This is a genomic window from Paraburkholderia sp. RL17-368-BIF-A (assembly GCF_046054045.1).
Taxonomy (GTDB): domain Bacteria; phylum Pseudomonadota; class Gammaproteobacteria; order Burkholderiales; family Burkholderiaceae; genus Paraburkholderia; species Paraburkholderia graminis.
In genome coordinates, this window is sequence record NZ_JARESN010000007.1 from 112,979 (window position 1) to 128,686 (window position 15,708).

11 protein-coding genes are annotated in these 15,708 nt (G+C 64.4%); 7 read left to right on the plus strand and 4 right to left on the minus strand.

What is annotated here, in order from left to right; all coding sequences use genetic code 11:
- Positions 1 to 109 precede the first annotated feature (109 nt).
- Genes P0D87_RS14350 through P0D87_RS14360 form a run of 3 tightly spaced genes read left to right on the plus strand, consistent with a single transcriptional unit; the run spans position 110 to position 6,086 of the window.
- Positions 110 to 1,342, plus strand: a complete 1,233-nt coding sequence (locus P0D87_RS14350; protein ID WP_006049993.1) for an efflux RND transporter periplasmic adaptor subunit — start codon at positions 110 to 112, stop codon at positions 1,340 to 1,342.
- 18 nt (positions 1,343 to 1,360) lie between these two features.
- Complete coding sequence (locus tag P0D87_RS14355) at positions 1,361 to 4,555, plus strand: efflux RND transporter permease subunit (protein ID WP_006049994.1); 3,195 nt, start codon at positions 1,361 to 1,363, stop codon at positions 4,553 to 4,555.
- 1 nt (position 4,556) lies between these two features.
- Positions 4,557 to 6,086 carry an efflux transporter outer membrane subunit gene (locus P0D87_RS14360; RefSeq protein ID WP_006049995.1) on the plus strand — a complete coding sequence of 510 codons (1,530 nt, stop codon included), beginning with the start codon at positions 4,557 to 4,559 and terminating at the stop codon, positions 6,084 to 6,086.
- A gap of 192 nt (positions 6,087 to 6,278) precedes the next feature.
- On the opposite strand, the gene P0D87_RS14365 is transcribed toward P0D87_RS14360, so the two are convergent.
- Positions 6,279 to 7,688 carry a nucleobase:cation symporter-2 family protein gene (locus P0D87_RS14365; RefSeq protein ID WP_053858696.1) on the minus strand — a complete coding sequence of 470 codons (1,410 nt, stop codon included), beginning with the start codon at positions 7,686 to 7,688 and terminating at the stop codon, positions 6,279 to 6,281.
- A gap of 439 nt (positions 7,689 to 8,127) precedes the next feature.
- Between P0D87_RS14365 and P0D87_RS14370 the strand changes: the two genes are divergently transcribed.
- The 3 genes from P0D87_RS14370 (at position 8,128) to fghA (ending at position 11,817) form a co-directional block, all read left to right on the plus strand.
- Positions 8,128 to 9,624 (plus strand): xylulokinase, encoded by a 1,497-nt coding sequence (locus P0D87_RS14370; protein WP_053858695.1) that lies wholly within the window; start codon positions 8,128 to 8,130, stop codon positions 9,622 to 9,624.
- Positions 9,625 to 9,805: 181 nt separating this feature from the next.
- Positions 9,806 to 10,912, plus strand: a complete 1,107-nt coding sequence (locus P0D87_RS14375; RefSeq protein WP_006050000.1) for an S-(hydroxymethyl)glutathione dehydrogenase/class III alcohol dehydrogenase — start codon at positions 9,806 to 9,808, stop codon at positions 10,910 to 10,912.
- A 38-nt stretch (positions 10,913 to 10,950) separates the two neighbouring features.
- Positions 10,951 to 11,817, plus strand: a complete 867-nt coding sequence (gene fghA / locus P0D87_RS14380) for an S-formylglutathione hydrolase (RefSeq protein ID WP_053858694.1) — start codon at positions 10,951 to 10,953, stop codon at positions 11,815 to 11,817.
- A gap of 68 nt (positions 11,818 to 11,885) precedes the next feature.
- Here fghA and P0D87_RS14385 read toward each other — a convergent pair whose 3' ends face one another.
- The 3 genes from P0D87_RS14385 to P0D87_RS14395 are packed head-to-tail and all read right to left on the minus strand — an operon-like array spanning position 11,886 to position 14,606.
- Positions 11,886 to 12,668, minus strand: coding sequence for a metal ABC transporter permease (locus P0D87_RS14385; RefSeq protein ID WP_006050002.1), 783 nt, complete (start codon positions 12,666 to 12,668; stop codon positions 11,886 to 11,888).
- Positions 12,661 to 13,650 carry an ABC transporter ATP-binding protein gene (locus tag P0D87_RS14390; protein ID WP_053858693.1) on the minus strand — a complete coding sequence of 330 codons (990 nt, stop codon included), beginning with the start codon at positions 13,648 to 13,650 and terminating at the stop codon, positions 12,661 to 12,663. The genes P0D87_RS14385 and P0D87_RS14390 overlap by 8 nt, the downstream gene beginning before the upstream one ends.
- On the minus strand, positions 13,647 to 14,606 hold the full coding sequence (locus P0D87_RS14395) for a metal ABC transporter solute-binding protein (RefSeq protein ID WP_006050004.1): 960 nt from the start codon (positions 14,604 to 14,606) through the stop codon (positions 13,647 to 13,649). The genes P0D87_RS14390 and P0D87_RS14395 overlap by 4 nt, the downstream gene beginning before the upstream one ends.
- A gap of 317 nt (positions 14,607 to 14,923) precedes the next feature.
- Here P0D87_RS14395 and P0D87_RS14400 point away from each other — a divergent pair, with 317 nt between their 5' ends.
- A complete protein-coding gene (locus tag P0D87_RS14400) occupies positions 14,924 to 15,706 on the plus strand; it encodes an L-iditol 2-dehydrogenase (protein WP_053858692.1) in 783 nt (260 codons plus the stop codon).
- Positions 15,707 to 15,708 lie beyond the last annotated feature (2 nt).

The window sequence follows — 15,708 nt, forward strand, 5'->3', positions numbered from 1 at the left end:
GTCTTCACGGGCTTCCGGTCGAGCGTCGCAAGACGCATGTGTGCGCTGCTGTCCCCGGGGTAGGGATGCGCGCACTTTTTCATTCTCAGTCATAGACAGAGGTCGCTCCATGCGCGTCGAACGGGTTCCATTCCGCTTAATCAGTGCCGCGACGGCTGCCATATTGCTGGCAGCATGCGGACCAAAACAATCTGCCCCGCCGCAACAGACGCCCGAAGTTGGCGTCGTCACCGTCCAGCCGACTACCGTACCTGTCGTCACCGAATTGCCCGGCCGCACCAGCGCCTTCCTCGTCGCGCAAGTGCGCGCGCGGGTCGACGGCATCGTGCTGCGCCGCGAGTTCACGGAAGGCGGTCAGGTCAAGGCGGGTCAACGTCTGTACAAGATCGATCCGGCGCCTTATATCGCCGCGCTGAATAACGCGAAGGCCTCGCTCGCCAAGGCGCAGGCCAACCTTGCGTCGACCACGGCGCAGGCCAGCCGCTTCAAGGTGCTGGTCGCCGCCAACGCGGTCAGCAAGCAGGACTACGACAACGCGGTGGCCGCGCAAGGCCAGGCCGCGGCCGACGTCGCCGCCGGCAAGGCCGCGGTCGAGACGGCGCAGATCAACCTCGGCTATACGGACGTCACCTCGCCGGTGACCGGCCAGGTCGGTGTATCGCAAGTCACGCCGGGCGCGTATGTGCAGGCGAGCGCCGCGACGTTGCTGGCCACCGTCCAGCAGCTCGACCCGGTCTACGTCGACCTGACGCAATCGAGCCTCGACGGCCTGAAGCTGCGCCGCGAAATTCAGGAAGGGCGTCTCAAGACGAACGGACCTGACGCAGCGAAGGTGTCGCTGATTCTCGAAGACGGCCGCACCTATTCGGAAAAGGGCAAGCTGCAGTTCACCGACGTCACGGTCGACCAGAGCACCGGTTCCGTCACCGTCCGCGCGATCTTCCAGAACAAGGACAAGGTGCTGCTGCCGGGTATGTTCGTGCGCGCGAAGATCGAGGAAGGCGTGAACGAGAACGCGCTCGTCGTGCCGCAAGTCGGTATCACGCATGACCAGAAGGGTCAGCCGACCGCGCTCGTCGTCGGCGAAGACAACAAGGTCGCGCTGCGTCAGCTTGTCACGTCGGGTACGTACGGTTCGAACTGGGTGGTCGAGAACGGCCTGAAGCCGGGCGACCGCGTGATCGTGCAGGGCACCGACAAGGCGAAGCCCGGCATGCAGGTCAAAGCCGTTGCCGCACAACTTCCCGCCTCGCCAGCCTCGGGCGCAGCCGCCCAGGGCGCGCCGGCCGCCAGCGGCGCTGCGCAGACGGCTCAACCCGCTTCCGCAGCATCGGGCGCGTAATAACAGGGAGCCCGCCACATGGCAAAGTTCTTTATTGATCGCCCGATTTTTGCATGGGTGATCGCCATCATCCTGATGCTCGCGGGCATTGCGTCGGTGTTTACATTGCCGATCGCGCAATACCCGACCATCGCACCGCCGGCTGTGCAGATCAGCGCAACCTATCCGGGCGCGTCGGCGAAGACGGTCGAAAACACCGTCACGCAGGTGATCGAGCAGTCGATGAGTGGTCTCGACCACTTGCTGTATCTGTCGTCCACCTCGGACGACTCGGGTACGGCAACCATCACGCTGACGTTCGCGGCCGGCACCAATCCTGACATCGCGCAGGTGCAGGTGCAGAACAAGCTGCAGCTCGCCACGCCGCTGTTGCCGCAAGCCGTGCAGCAACTGGGTACGAAAGTCACGAAGTCGAGCAGCAGCTTCTTGCTGGTCATGGCGTTCGTGTCCGAAGACGGCAGCATGAACAAGTACGACCTCGCGAACTACGTGGCGTCGAACGTGCAGGACCCGGTCAGCCGTATCGACGGCGTGGGCACGGTCACGCTGTTCGGCTCGCAGTACGCGATGCGCATCTGGCTCGACGCGAACAAGCTCACCAACTTCGGCCTCACGCCGGTGGATGTGCAGAGCGCGTTGCAGGCGCAGAACGTTCAGGTCGCGGGCGGCTCGCTCGGCGGCACGCCGTCGGTGCCGGGGCAGGTGTTGCAGGCGACCATCACGGAAGCCACGCTGCTTAATACGCCGGAACAGTTCAGCAACATTCTGCTGAAGGTGAATCCGGACGGCTCGCAAGTCCGCATCAAGGACGTGGGGCGTGTTGAGCTGGGCGGCGAGAACTACAACTTCGACACGAAGTACAACGGTCAGCCGACCGCGGGCTTCGGTATCCAGCTCGCCACGGGCGCGAATGCGCTGGCTACCGCGAAGGCGGTGCGCGCGAAGGTCGACGAGTTGTCGAAGTACTTCCCGCACGGTCTCGTCGTGAAGTACCCGTACGACACCACGCCGTTCGTGCGTCTGTCGATCGAGGAAGTGGTCAAGACGCTGCTCGAAGGTATCGTGCTGGTGTTCCTGGTGATGTACCTGTTCCTGCAGAACCTGCGCGCCACGCTGATCCCGACGATCGCCGTGCCGGTGGTGCTGCTGGGCACGTTCGCGGTCATGAGCGTGGTGGGCTTCTCCATCAACACGCTGTCGATGTTCGGTCTCGTGCTGGCCATTGGCCTGTTGGTGGACGACGCGATCGTGGTGGTGGAAAACGTCGAGCGGGTGATGGCGGAAGAGGGCTTATCGCCTCGCGACGCGACCCGCAAGGCGATGGACCAGATTACCGGCGCGCTCGTCGGCGTGGCGCTCGTGCTGTCGGCGGTGTTCGTGCCGGTGGCGTTCTCGGGCGGCTCGGTCGGCGCGATTTACCGGCAGTTCTCGCTGACAATCGTGGCGGCGATGGTGCTGTCCGTGCTGGTCGCGCTGATTCTCACGCCGGCCTTGTGCGCGACGATTCTCAAGCCGATTCCGCAAGGTCATCACGAAGAGAAGAAGGGCTTCTTCGGCTGGTTCAACCGCACTTTCAACAAGAGCCGCGACAAGTATCACTCGGGCGTGCACCACGTGATCAAGCGCTCGGGCCGCTGGCTCATCATCTATATGGTGGTGATTTTCGCGGTTGGCCTGCTGTTCGTGAAATTGCCGAAGTCGTTCCTGCCCGATGAAGACCAGGGCACGATGTTCGTGCTCGTGCAAACGCCGTCCGGCTCGACGCAGGAAACCACGGCGCGCGCGTTGAAGGACGTGTCGGACTACCTGCTCAACGGCGAGAAGGCGATTGTCGAATCGACCTTCACGGTGAACGGCTTCAGCTTTGCGGGCCGCGGTCAGAACGCGGGTCTCGTGTTCGTGCGGATGAAGGACTACGCGCAGCGTCAGCATGCGGACGAAAAGGTGCAGGCGCTGGTGGGCCGTCTTTTCATGCACTTCGGCAGCTATAAGGGCGCGCTGGTGTACCCGGTGAATCCGCCGTCGATTCCGGAACTCGGCACGGCCGCGGGCTTTGACTTCGAGCTGCAGGACCGCGCGGGTGTCGGTCACGCCAAGCTGATGGAAGCGCGCAACATGCTGCTCGGCATGGCCGCGCAAGATCCGACGTTGGCTCAGGTTCGTCCGAACGGGTTGAACGATACGCCGCAGTTCAAGGTGAATATCGACCACGAAAAGGCGGCGGCGCTCGGCGTGTCGTTGTCGGCGATCGACCAGACGTTCTCGATCGCGTGGGCGTCGCAGTACGTCAACAACTTCCTCGATACAGACGGCCGGATCAAGAAGGTCTACATGCAGGGCGATGCCCAGTTCCGGATGAAGCCCGAAGACCTGAACGCCTGGTACGTGCGCAACACGGGCGGCGGCATGGTGCCGTTCTCGTCGTTCGCAAGCGGGGAGTGGACTTACGGTTCGCCGAAGCTCGAGCGCTACAACGGTATTTCCGCGGTGGAAATCCAGGGCGCGGCGGCGGCGGGCAAGTCGACCGGTCAGGCGATGACCGCGATGGAAGCGCTCGTGGCGAAGCTGCCCGCGGGTATCGGCTACGAGTGGACGGGTCTGTCGCTGCAGGAGCGTCAGTCCGGTTCGCAGGCGCCGATCCTCTACGGCATCTCGATCCTCGTCGTGTTCCTGTGTCTCGCGGCGCTGTATGAAAGCTGGTCGATCCCGTTCTCGGTGATCATGGTGGTGCCGCTCGGCGTGATCGGCGCACTGCTGGCCGCGACGCTGCGCGGGCTCGAAAACGACGTGTTCTTCCAGGTCGGTCTGCTGACCACGGTGGGGCTGTCGGCGAAGAACGCGATTCTGATCGTGGAATTCGCGCGCGAGTTGCAGCAGAGCGAAGGCATGGGCCCGATCGAGGCCGCGCTGGAAGCGGCGCGTCTGCGGCTGCGCCCGATTCTGATGACCTCGCTCGCGTTCATTCTCGGCGTGATGCCGCTCGCGATCAGCAACGGCGCCGGCTCGGCGAGCCAGCACGCAATCGGTACGGGCGTGATCGGCGGCATGTTGACGGCGACCTTCCTCGCGATTTTCATGATCCCGATGTTCTTCGTCGTGATTCGCGCGAAGTTCGGCGGCGAGACGGAAGACCCGGATGTGGCGCTTGCACACTACAACCAGCACCATCCGCATGATCCGGACAGCAATGCCTCGGGCAAGGACGGACATTGAGATGCAAAAACACTCTTTGATTGCAGTAGCGGTCGCGCTGTTCGCCGCTGGTTGCACGATGGCGCCGAAGTACGAGCGCCCCGCCGCGCCGGTGACGAGCAACTTCCCGACCGGCGGCGTGTACGAAACGCAGCCGGGCGCGACTCAACCGGGCCAGTCGGGCGCGCGCAGCGCGAACGGCGTGGCCGCGGCGGACATCGGCTGGCGCGATTTCTTCGTCGATCCGCGCATGCAGCGGCTGATCGACATCGCGCTGAAGAACAACCGCGATTTGCGCGTGTCGGTGCTGAACATGCAGGCGTCGCAGGCGCAGTTCCGCATCGTTCGCGCGGGCCTGTTCCCGACGCTCGACGCCGCGGCTTCGCAAAGCAAATCGCGCACGCCGGAGAATCTGTCGGTGGCCGGCAGGACGATTAGCAACTCGTATTCGGTCGGTCTGAACGCTTCGTGGGAAATCGACTTCTTCGGTCGCATTCAGAGCTTGAAGGATCAGGCGTTGGCGCAGTACCTGGCCACCGCGCAGGCGCGCAAGGCGGCTGAAATCGCGCTGGTTTCGCAGGTCGCGAATCAGTACCTGACGGTGCTCGAACTCGACGATCTGCTGAAAGTCACGCAAGGCACGCTGAAGACCGCCGAGGAGTCGTACCGGATCACGAAGCTGCAGTTCGACAACGGCACGGGCTCGGAACTCGATCTGCGCCAGGCGCAGACCGTGGTCGAGCAAGCGGGCGCGAACCTGCAGGCGCAGGAGCGCTTGCGCGCACAGGCCGAGAATGCGCTCGTGCTGCTGCTCGGCGAGCCGCTGCCGGCTGATCTGCCGCCGGGCCTCACGCTCAGCGACCAGAATCTGCTGACGGACATTCCGGCGGGCTTGCCGTCCGATCTGCTGACGCGTCGTCCGGACATCATGGAGGCCGAGGAGAATCTGCTCGCGGCCAACGCGAATATCGGCGCGGCACGGGCGGCGTTCTTCCCGAGGGTCTCGCTCACGGGCAGCTTCGGCACGCTGAGCCCGACGCTCGGCGGATTGTTCAAGCCGGGTTCGGCCGCGTGGAGTTTTGCGCCGTCCATCACGTTGCCGATTTTCGAAGGCGGCCAGAACAAGGCCAACCTCGACCTCGCCAACATCCAGAAGAACGCGCAAATCGCCACGTACGAAAAAGCGATCCAGACGGCCTTCCGCGAAGTGGCGGACGGGCTCGCCGCGCGGGGCACGTACGATCAGCAGATCCGGTCGCTCGAGCGCAATGCGTTTGCAGAACAGCGCCGGCTGGATCTGTCGACTCTGCGTTATACGAACGGCGTCGATAGTTATCTGTCGGTGCTGACCGCGCAGACCGATCTGTATTCGGCGCAGCAGTCGTTGATCACCGCGCGCATGCAGCGCCTGCAGAACCTGGTCACGCTGTACCAGGCGCTCGGCGGCGGGTGGATCGAGCATAACGGCGATCAGCCGCGTCCGCCCGATGCCCCGGTCGACTACGGCGCGGCCAGCGCGCCGGCGGCGGCTTCCGCTGCTACCGCGGGCTGAGCGTTGCGGTAATCGACGCTTGAAAAGCACAACGCCACGGCATGCCGTGGCGTTGTTTTTTTATGGCGGTTCTCTGACAGACAGCGGCTCGCCTAGCTAGCGTGGCTTCGCGACTGAGCGGCGCTCAGCGCTTCGCCGCCATAAGCCGCGAAGCCATAAGCCTCGGAGCCATAAACCGCAGAGCCACGAGCCTCAATGCAAATCCGCCGCCCGCAGCATTTCATCGCGCGGCGGCTCCTTGCCGCCGCGTCCGTCGAAATCATGGCCGGCCGCACGGATTTCGCACTGCGCCTTCTTCTCGCTTTTTACGCCGTTAAAAATCAGATTCAGCACGACCGCGGACACCGAAGCCAGCAGAATCCCGCTGTGCAGAAGCGGCGACAGCGCAGCCGGCAGCCTCGCGAAGAAGTGCGGCGACACGACCGGCACGAGCCCGAAGCCGACACTCACCGCGACGATGAACAGGTTGTGGTGATTCTTCACGAAGTCCACCTTCGACAGCACCTTGATGCCGTTGGCCGCGACCATCCCGAACATCACGATGCCTGCGCCGCCCAACACGAAAGCCGGCACGGAGGCGACCACTTGCGCCATCTTCGGAAAGAGGCCCAGCATGACGAGAATCACGCCGCCCATCGCGCAGACGAAGCGGCTTTTCACGCCCGTCACGCCGATCAAGCCGACGTTCTGCGAGAACGACGTATGCGGAAACGAGTTGAAGATGCCGCCGATCAGCGTGCCGAGTCCATCCACGCGCAGGCCGCGCACCAGCGTTTTCTGATCGACCGGCCGGTCGACCATGTCGCCGACCGCGAGGAACATGCCGGTCGATTCGATGAAGGTGACGAACATCACCGTCACCATCGTCGCAATCGAAAGCGGATCGAAGTGCGGCAGGCCGAAGTGGAACGGCATCACGAAGCCGACCCACGGCGCATGCGTCACGCCGTCCATGTCGACGCGGCCGAGCGCGAGCGCGATCGCAAAGCCCGCGACGATGCCGAGCAGCACCGAGATGTTGGCGACAAAACCCTTCGCAAACTTGTTGATGAGCAGAATCAGCATCAGCACGATCAGCGACAGGCCGAGGTACACCGGATTGCCGTAGTCGGGATTGCCGACGCCGCCCGCTGCCCAGTTGATGCCGACGCCCATCAGCGAGAGGCCGATCACCGAAATCACCACGCCGATCACGACCGGCGGGAAGAAGCGCAGCAGCTTGCCGACTGCGGGCGCAAGCAGAATGCCGATCACGCCAGCGGCGATCGTCGAGCCGAAGATGTCGAGAATGCCGAGCGACGGGTTCGTGCCGATCGCGACCATCGGGCCGACCGCGGCGAACGTGCAGCCCATGATGACCGGCAGGCGGATGCCGAAGATCCACAAGCCGAGCGTCTGGATCAGCGTGGCGATGCCGCAGGAGAACAGATCGGCGCTGATCAGGAACGCGATCTGGTCTTTCGGCAGCTTGAGCGCCGCGCCGACGATCAGCGGCACGGCGACGGCGCCGGCGTACATCACCAGGACGTGCTGGATGCCGAGGGTGAGCAACTGGCCTGCGGGCAGCCGCTCGTCGCACGGGTGAACCGTGTTCGATTGCATAACGTCTCTCTCCACCGTCTGAGTTTTGGGATGGACTCCAAGGTATCGGGGACGAAAAAGCGCAACAAGACCGCTGGCGCCTATTCCGGCATTCCCGGTCACGATATGGGTATCTCCGCTGCGAGGCTTCAAATCGCGCCGAAGAGCGGTTTCATCGGCGGTCAGCCCCTTGTGGCGGCGCTGCGTGCGCGCTCGCGCCGCGTGCCCGAGCCACGGCGATATATGTGAGAATCGATGACGTGTATCCGGCCGCGCGCATAGTCGTATTTTGGCGCGGCTCGCCGCGGGGCGGGGTTAACCCGCGATTTGCCGACTTTTCAGCTCGCGGCCACGCGGCCAGGTGGCCACGCAAAGCGCGCGTGCGGCGGGCAATACCAGGCGACTTGCCGCATCTCCGGCGCGCGCTTCTTCGCGCCTCAACCGACCACATTGACCCCTCATGAGTTTTCTCGGCATCGACCTCGGCACCGGTTCCCTCAAAGTCGCAATCGTCGATGAAGACGGTCATGAGCAGGCGGTCGCAAGCGTCGCTTATGCGCTCGAGACGCCGCATCCCGGCTGGGCGGAAACGTCGGTGCAAACGTGGTGGCGCGCGCTCACCGAAGCCGCGGCGCGCTTGCCCGAAGCGCTGCGCCGCGAGGTCAAGGCGATAGGCTTGTCGGGGCAGATGCATGGCGTCGTGTTGATCGACGAAACTGGCAATGCCGTGCGGCCCGCGATGCTGTGGCCCGACACGCGCGCGCTTTCCCTGCTCGACGCTTGGCCCGAGCCGCAGCCGAATCCGGTCGCGCCGGGCATGGCCGGTCCGTTGCTGCGCTGGATCGTGCGGCACGAGCCGGAGTCGGCGCGCCGCACGCGTTGGGCGCTGCAGCCGAAAGACTGGCTGCGCGTGGCGCTGGGCGGCGCGGTCGCGACCGATCCTTCCGACGCGTGCGCGACCGCGCTCGCCGATCCTGACGGCGCGTGGGACACAGCGCTGCTTGAGCGCCTCGGTATTCCGCATGAATGGTTCGCGCCTGTGGGGCCGTCGTATGCCGCTGCCGGCGTGCTGTCGCCGGGTGCTGCGCAGGCGTTGGGACTGCGCGCGGGTATCGTGCTCGCGACAGGCGCCGCCGACACGCCCTGCGCCGCGCTCGGCAGCGGCCTTGCTCGCGACGGCGACGCGCTGCTGACCACCGGCACTGGCGGCCAGATCGTCGTGCTCGCCGAGCATGAGCCTGCCGCGGTCAGAGGCTTGCATCGTTATCGGGCGGCGAGCGATCACTGGTATCGGATGGCCGCGATGCAAAACGTCGGCATCGCGCTGGAACGCGCTCGCGGATGGCTGTCGTATGAGTGGGCCGATGCTTATAACGAGGCGTTTGGCGATTGTGTCAGCCTGAGCCCCGAGGGCACCGCGCGTGCGAACACCGTCGCGCCTGGTGCGCCGCTCACCTTCCTCCCCTACATCACAGGCGAGCGCACGCCCTGGCTCAACGCATCGGCGCGCGGCGGCTGGCTCGGACTTGCGCTCGATCACACGCGCGGCGCGATGATGCGCGCGGCATTCGAAGGCGTCGCCTTTTCGCTGCGAGCAGGGCTCGATGCGATTCGCGCGAGCGGCGCAACGGTGACGGCACTGAAGCTCGCAGGAGGCGGTTCCGTCGATGCGCGCTGGCGGCAGTTGCTCGCCGATGCGCTGAACGCCGAACTGCATGCGGTCGATTGCCCGAATGCGGCGCCGCGCGGCGCGGCGATTCTCGGCGGCATCGCGAGCGGTTACTGGCATGCGCACGATCTCGCCGCGCTCGCGCCGGGCGCGACGCACGTGGCGAGCCCGCGAGGCGATCGCGCGCTTGCCGATCGCTATGCGCGTTTTCTCGATCTGTATGGCCGCGTCGAAACATGGTTCGACGCACCGACGCCAGAAGGACAAAGCGGCGATGTCACGTGCTGACAATGCCGTGACGCACTTTGCAATACCATGACGCTTTTCATGCGTTAGCCTGTAGCTCGCGCAGCACGGGCATCGACCGTAGCCTTCCCGGACATTCGCGCGCCCTAACGCACTGCCAACGCACTGCCACACTAGACGGCGCGACGTTCAACGCATTCACCGACTCACAGGAGCATTCACGATGAAGACCAAAGCAGCAATCGCATGGAAAGCCGGCGCACCGTTGACGATCGAGGAAGTCGATCTCGAAGGCCCGCGCGCCGGCGAAGTCCTGATCGAAGTGAAAGCGACCGGCATCTGCCACACCGACTATTACACGCTCTCGGGCGCGGACCCCGAAGGCATCTTCCCGGCGATTCTCGGCCACGAAGGTGCGGGCGTGATCGTCGATACGGGCCCGGGCGTCGGCACGCTGAAGAAGGGCGATCACGTGATCCCGCTTTACACGCCGGAATGCCGTCAGTGCAAGTTCTGTCTGTCGCGCAAGACGAATCTTTGTCAGGCGATCCGCGCGACGCAAGGCAAGGGTTTGATGCCCGACGCGACTTCGCGTTTTTCGCTCGACGGCAAGCCCTTGTTTCACTACATGGGCACGTCTACGTTTTCGAACTACATCGTCGTGCCTGAAATCGCGGTCGCGAAGGTGCGTGAAGACGCGCCGTTCGACAAGATCTGCTACATCGGCTGCGGCGTGACGACCGGCGTCGGCGCGGTCGTATATTCGGCGAAGGTGGAAGCGGGCGCGAACGTCGTCGTGTTCGGCCTCGGCGGCATCGGTCTCAATGTGATTCAGGGCGCCAAAATGGTAGGCGCGGACAAGATCATCGGCGTGGACATCAATCCGGGCCGCGTCGAACTGGCGAAGAAGTTCGGCATGACGCACTTCATCAACCCGAACGACGTCGAGAACGTGGTCGATCACATCGTGCAACTCACCGATGGCGGCGCGGACTATTCGTTCGAGTGCGTCGGCAATGTGAAGCTGATGCGTCAGGCGCTCGAATGCACGCATAAGGGCTGGGGTCAGTCGTTCATCATCGGCGTGGCGGCGGCGGGCGAGGAGATCAGCACGCGTCCGTTCCAGCTCGTCACGGGCCGCGAATGGAAAGGCTCCGCATTCGGCGGCGCGCGCGGTCGCACGGACGTGCCGAAGATCGTCGACTGGTACATGGAAGGCAAGATCAATATCGACGATCTCATCACGCACCGTCTGCCGCTCGAGCGCATCAACGAAGGCTTCGATCTGATGAAGAAGGGCGAGTCGATCCGCTCGGTCGTGCTGTACTAACGCGGCTCATTCAGAGCGCTTGAACAAGGAGCAAGACGATGCTTGAGCTATTGTCGTCGCACGCCTGTCATGGCGGCGAGCAGCGTTTTTACCGCCACGAGTCGCAGACCATCGGCCTGCCGATGCGCTTTTCGGTGTACTTGCCGCCGCAGGCGTTGCAAGCGTCGCAGGCAAATGCAAACGCGAAGGTGCCCGCGCTCTTTTATCTCGCGGGCCTCACTTGCACCGAAGAGACCTTCGCGATCAAGGCGGGCGCGCAGCGCTTCGCGGCGCAACACGGCGTGGCGCTTGTCGCGCCGGACACGAGTCCGCGCGGCGCGGGCATTCCGGGCGAGAGCGCGGCGTGGGACTTCGGTGTGGGCGCGGGCTTTTACGTCGATGCGACACAGGAGCCGTGGGCGCGGCACTATCGGATGTACTCGTATGTGCGCGACGAGCTTCGCGAGACGGTGTTGAACGAACTGCCGTTCGACGCTTCGCGGCTCGGCATCTTCGGTCATTCAATGGGCGGCCACGGCGCGCTGATGCTGGCGCTGCGCAATCCGGACATCTATCGCTCGGTGTCGGCGTTCGCGCCGATTGCCGCGCCCACGCGCTGCCCGTGGGGCGAAAAAGCGTTCACCGGCTATCTCGGCGACGACCGCGAGGCGTGGAAGGAGTACGACGCCAGTGAACTCGTGGCGCGCGCGTCGAGCAAGTTTGCGGAGGGCATTCTGCTCGATCAGGGACTCGCCGATCAGTTTCTCGCCGAGCAGTTGTACCCGGACGTGTTCGAGGCAGCGTGCCGTGACGCGGGCCAGCCGCTGACGTTACGCCGTCATGCGGGCTATGACCACGGCTATTACTTCATCTCGACGTTCATCGAGGACCACATCGCGCATCACGCGAAGGTGCTGCTCGGCTGACTTTAGTCGTGCAGGCAGATGGCGGCGCCGTTGCGGGCCGCCATCGCGTGCTTTGCGTTAAAGCGCAATCAGCGGCGCTTCAACAGACTCGCGCCATACACGACGGCGGAGAGCGCGGTGATCCAGAAGCTCGTCGGCCAGTCGGTATAGAACGCGAGCGTCACGCCGAGCCAGGCTTGCAGCAGCGCGAGGCCGGCGGCCAGCACGAGACCCGCCGAGAGCCGCGTCGTCATGTTTTGCGCGGCTGCGGCGGGCCCGACCATCAGCGTAAAGACCAGCAATACGCCGACAATCTGCGTGCAGGCCGCCACCGCGAGCGCGGCAATCGCGAGAAACAGCACGGACACGAGGCGCAACGACACGCCCTTGGCTTCGGCCAGCTCGGGCTGCAACGAAGCGAACAGCAACGGCCGCATGATGGCCGCGAGCGCGACCAGGCTGACCACGCCCAGGCCCGCGAGTACAGCGAGCGTCGATTCGTTCACGCCGAGCACGTTGCCGAACAGCAGCGCGGTGACCTGCGTTGCATAGGCCGTGAAGAAGTGCAGAAACAGCAGGCCGAAGCCGAGCGACAACGACAGAATCACGCCGATGGCCACGTCGCGTCCGGCGAGGCGTTCGCCGAGCGCGCCCATGCCGATGCCCGCGGCCAGCGTGAAGCCGACCATCCCCCAGATCGGCGAGATGCCGATCAGCACCGCGCCGGTCGCGCCGGTGAAGCCGACGTGCGAGAGCGCGTGGCCCGCGAACGTCTGTCCGCGCATCACGAGAAAATAGCCGACCACGCCGGCGAGCACCGCGACGATCCCCGACGCGGCAAACGCGTTCACCATGAAGTCGTATTCAAACATCGTGCTTGTGTCCGTCGCGTGAGTCGTGTTGATGCTGCTCGTGTGAGTGGCCGTGCGCATTGTGAGAATGGCCGTGCGAATGCGTGTGTCCGCCGTTCTCGTCGTGCTCGTGTTCGTGATCGTGCTTTTCCACTTCGACGCCGCCCGACATCACGAAGATGCGGCCATTGACGCGCATTACATCGATCGGCGAGCCATAGAGGCGCGACAGCACCGGCCGCGTGATGACTTCATCGACGGTGCCGAGCGCCGCGACGCCGCTGCCGAGATACAGCACGCGATCGAGCGAGTTCAGCAGCGGATTGAGTTCGTGCGCGGAGAACAGCACGGCAATGCCGAGTTCGCGCTGCACGCGGCGCACCAGTTCGACCACGCTTTTCTGATGATGTGGATCGAGGCTGATCAGCGGTTCATCGAGCAGCAGCAGTTTCGGCGAGCCGAGCAGACATTGCGCGAGCAGCAGGCGCTGACGCTCGCCGCCCGAGAGTTCGGACAGCGGCCGCTCGGCGAGCTTGCGGCCGTCCACGAGTTCAAGCACGCGCTCGACATCCGCGCGCGTTTTCGCGTCGGCGTGAGGCAGGCCCCAGCGGTGACCGTCGGCCGCCATCGCGACGAAATCGCGGCCGCGCACGCGCCGTCCCGCGAGCGCGCTGCGCGTTTGCGGCATATAACCGATCGATGCGTTGCCGCGTTCCACCGGATGCCCCAGCACGCGGATCGTTCCGCTTGCCGCCGGCACGAGGCCGAGCACCGCGCGCATCAGCGTGGTCTTGCCCGCACCGTTCGGCCCGAGCACGCCGATGAATTCGCCCTGATTCACGACGAAGCCCGTATCGCGCAGGATCGTGCGGCCGCCGAGTTCGAGCGTGACGTGATCGAGTTCGAGCACGGGTGCGCGGCTTGCCGCGGGCGTGTCGGTGGACGCCGCCGTTGACGCCGTGGTTGACGGATAGGCTGGCGTGCCGCGGCCAGTGACATTCATTGGCTTTTTCCTTTGACGCCGCCAGGCGCTGCGCCCGCATTGCCCGCATTGTCCGCGCCGCCTTTTGCCAAAGCTGCGCCGAGTGCGTCGAGCTGCGACAGCATCCACGTCTGATAGGTGGTGCCCGCGGGTTGCGTTTCGGTGACGCTCACCGTCGGCACCGTGGATTGCTGCGCGAGTTTCAACATGCGTTTGGTCAGGGCCTCGGTTGCCTGGCTGTTATAGATCAGAACACGCACGCGCTTCTCGCGCAGATCGCGTTCGAACGCGACGATGTCCGACGCGCTCGCCTCCGTCTCGTTCATGGCCGCCATCTGGAAGCGCATGTTGCGCATGGCGAGCCCGATGGCGTCCGACATATAGCCGAACACCGGCTCCGTTGCCGTGACCGGCGTGCCCGCATAGCGGCCATGCAGTTCGGCGACCTTGGCCTCGACGGGTTTCAGCGAGTCGAGAAACTTCGCGAGGTTCGCATCGTACGCCGACTTGTGCGCCGGGTCAGCCGCGACGAGCGCCTCGTTCACCGCGCGCGCCACCTTCGGCATGGTCGCAAGGTCGTACCAGAGGTGCGGATTGTCGCCGCTTTTCCTGCCGGTCAACTGCGCCGCAACGATCGTCGTGCGCTTGCCGCTCTGCGCGCTCTTCGAGGCTGCCAGCAATTTTGCCATCCACGGATCGTAGTCGGCGCCGTTGTACACGACAAGGCGCGCATGCTGCAACGCGCGCGCCGTCTTCGCGCTCGCTTCGAACAGATGCGGGTCCTCGTCCGGATTGCTGAGAATGCTCGTCACGTCGACATGATCGCCGCCCAGTTGCTGCACCACGTCGCCGTAGAAGTTTTCCGCGGCGACCACCGGAATTTTCGCATCCGCCGCGAAGGCTGCATGGCTTAACGCGAACGCGGCTGTGACTGCGGCGACATACTTCGCGAGCGACATCGTGACGAGCTTCTTCATGGTGTGTCCTGCTGCAAGAGGTTGAGTGGATCGCGGACATGACGGTGATGGTTCAGCCGATGTCATGTAGCCGTAAGCATGGGCCGTCCGACGAGGCCGAAATGATATAACGTATCTCGTTTTCGTGTCATCCCGGACTCGACAGAAGCTGGCAAGCAGGCGACGCGCTCGTTGCGCGCTGCACCATCGAAATCTGATAGAGCGCCTTGACATGACCCGGTGCGTATCCGATCATTCGATCACAAACAGAGCAATTGATCACGTAATGAGCGTTCGCTCACTGTGCGTCGAAAAGCGAAACGAACCGGAGACAAAGCGTGGCGGCACGACTGCAAGACAAGGTGGCCATTCTGACGGGCGCGGCAAGCGGAATCGGTGAAGCCGTCGCGCGGCACTACCTGGATGAAGGCGCGCAATGCGTGCTCGTCGACGTCAAGCCGGCGGACAGTTTCGGCCAGGCGCTGCGCGCCTCGCATGGCGAGCGCGTGCTGACCGTCACCGCGGACGTCACGCGCCGCGACGACCTCGAGCGCATCGTCTCGAGCACGGTCGAGCGTTTCGGCCACATCGACATTCTCTTCAACAACGCGGCGCTCTTCGATATGCGTCCGATTCTCGACGAATCCTGGGACGTGTTCGACCGCCTCTTCGCGGTCAATGTGAAGGGCATGTTCTTTCTCATGCAAGCCGTCGCGCGGCGGATGGTCGAGCAAGGCCGCGGCGGCAAGATCATCAATATGTCGTCGCAAGCGGGGCGGCGCGGCGAAGCGCTCGTGTCGCATTACTGCGCGACGAAGGCCGCGGTGCTCAGCTATACGCAATCCGCGGCGCTGGCGCTTGCGCCGCACAAGATCAATGTGAACGGCATTGCGCCAGGTGTTGTCGATACGCCGATGTGGAACGAAGTCGACGCGCTCTTCGCCCGTTATGAAAACCGGCCGCTCGGCGAGAAGAAGCGCCTCGTCGGCGAAGCGGTGCCGCTCGGGCGCATGGGCGTGCCGGAAGATCTGACGGGCGCCGCGCTGTTCCTCGCCTCCGCGGACGCGGACTACATCACCGCGCAAACGCTTAATGTGGACGGCGGTAACTGGATGAGTTGAGG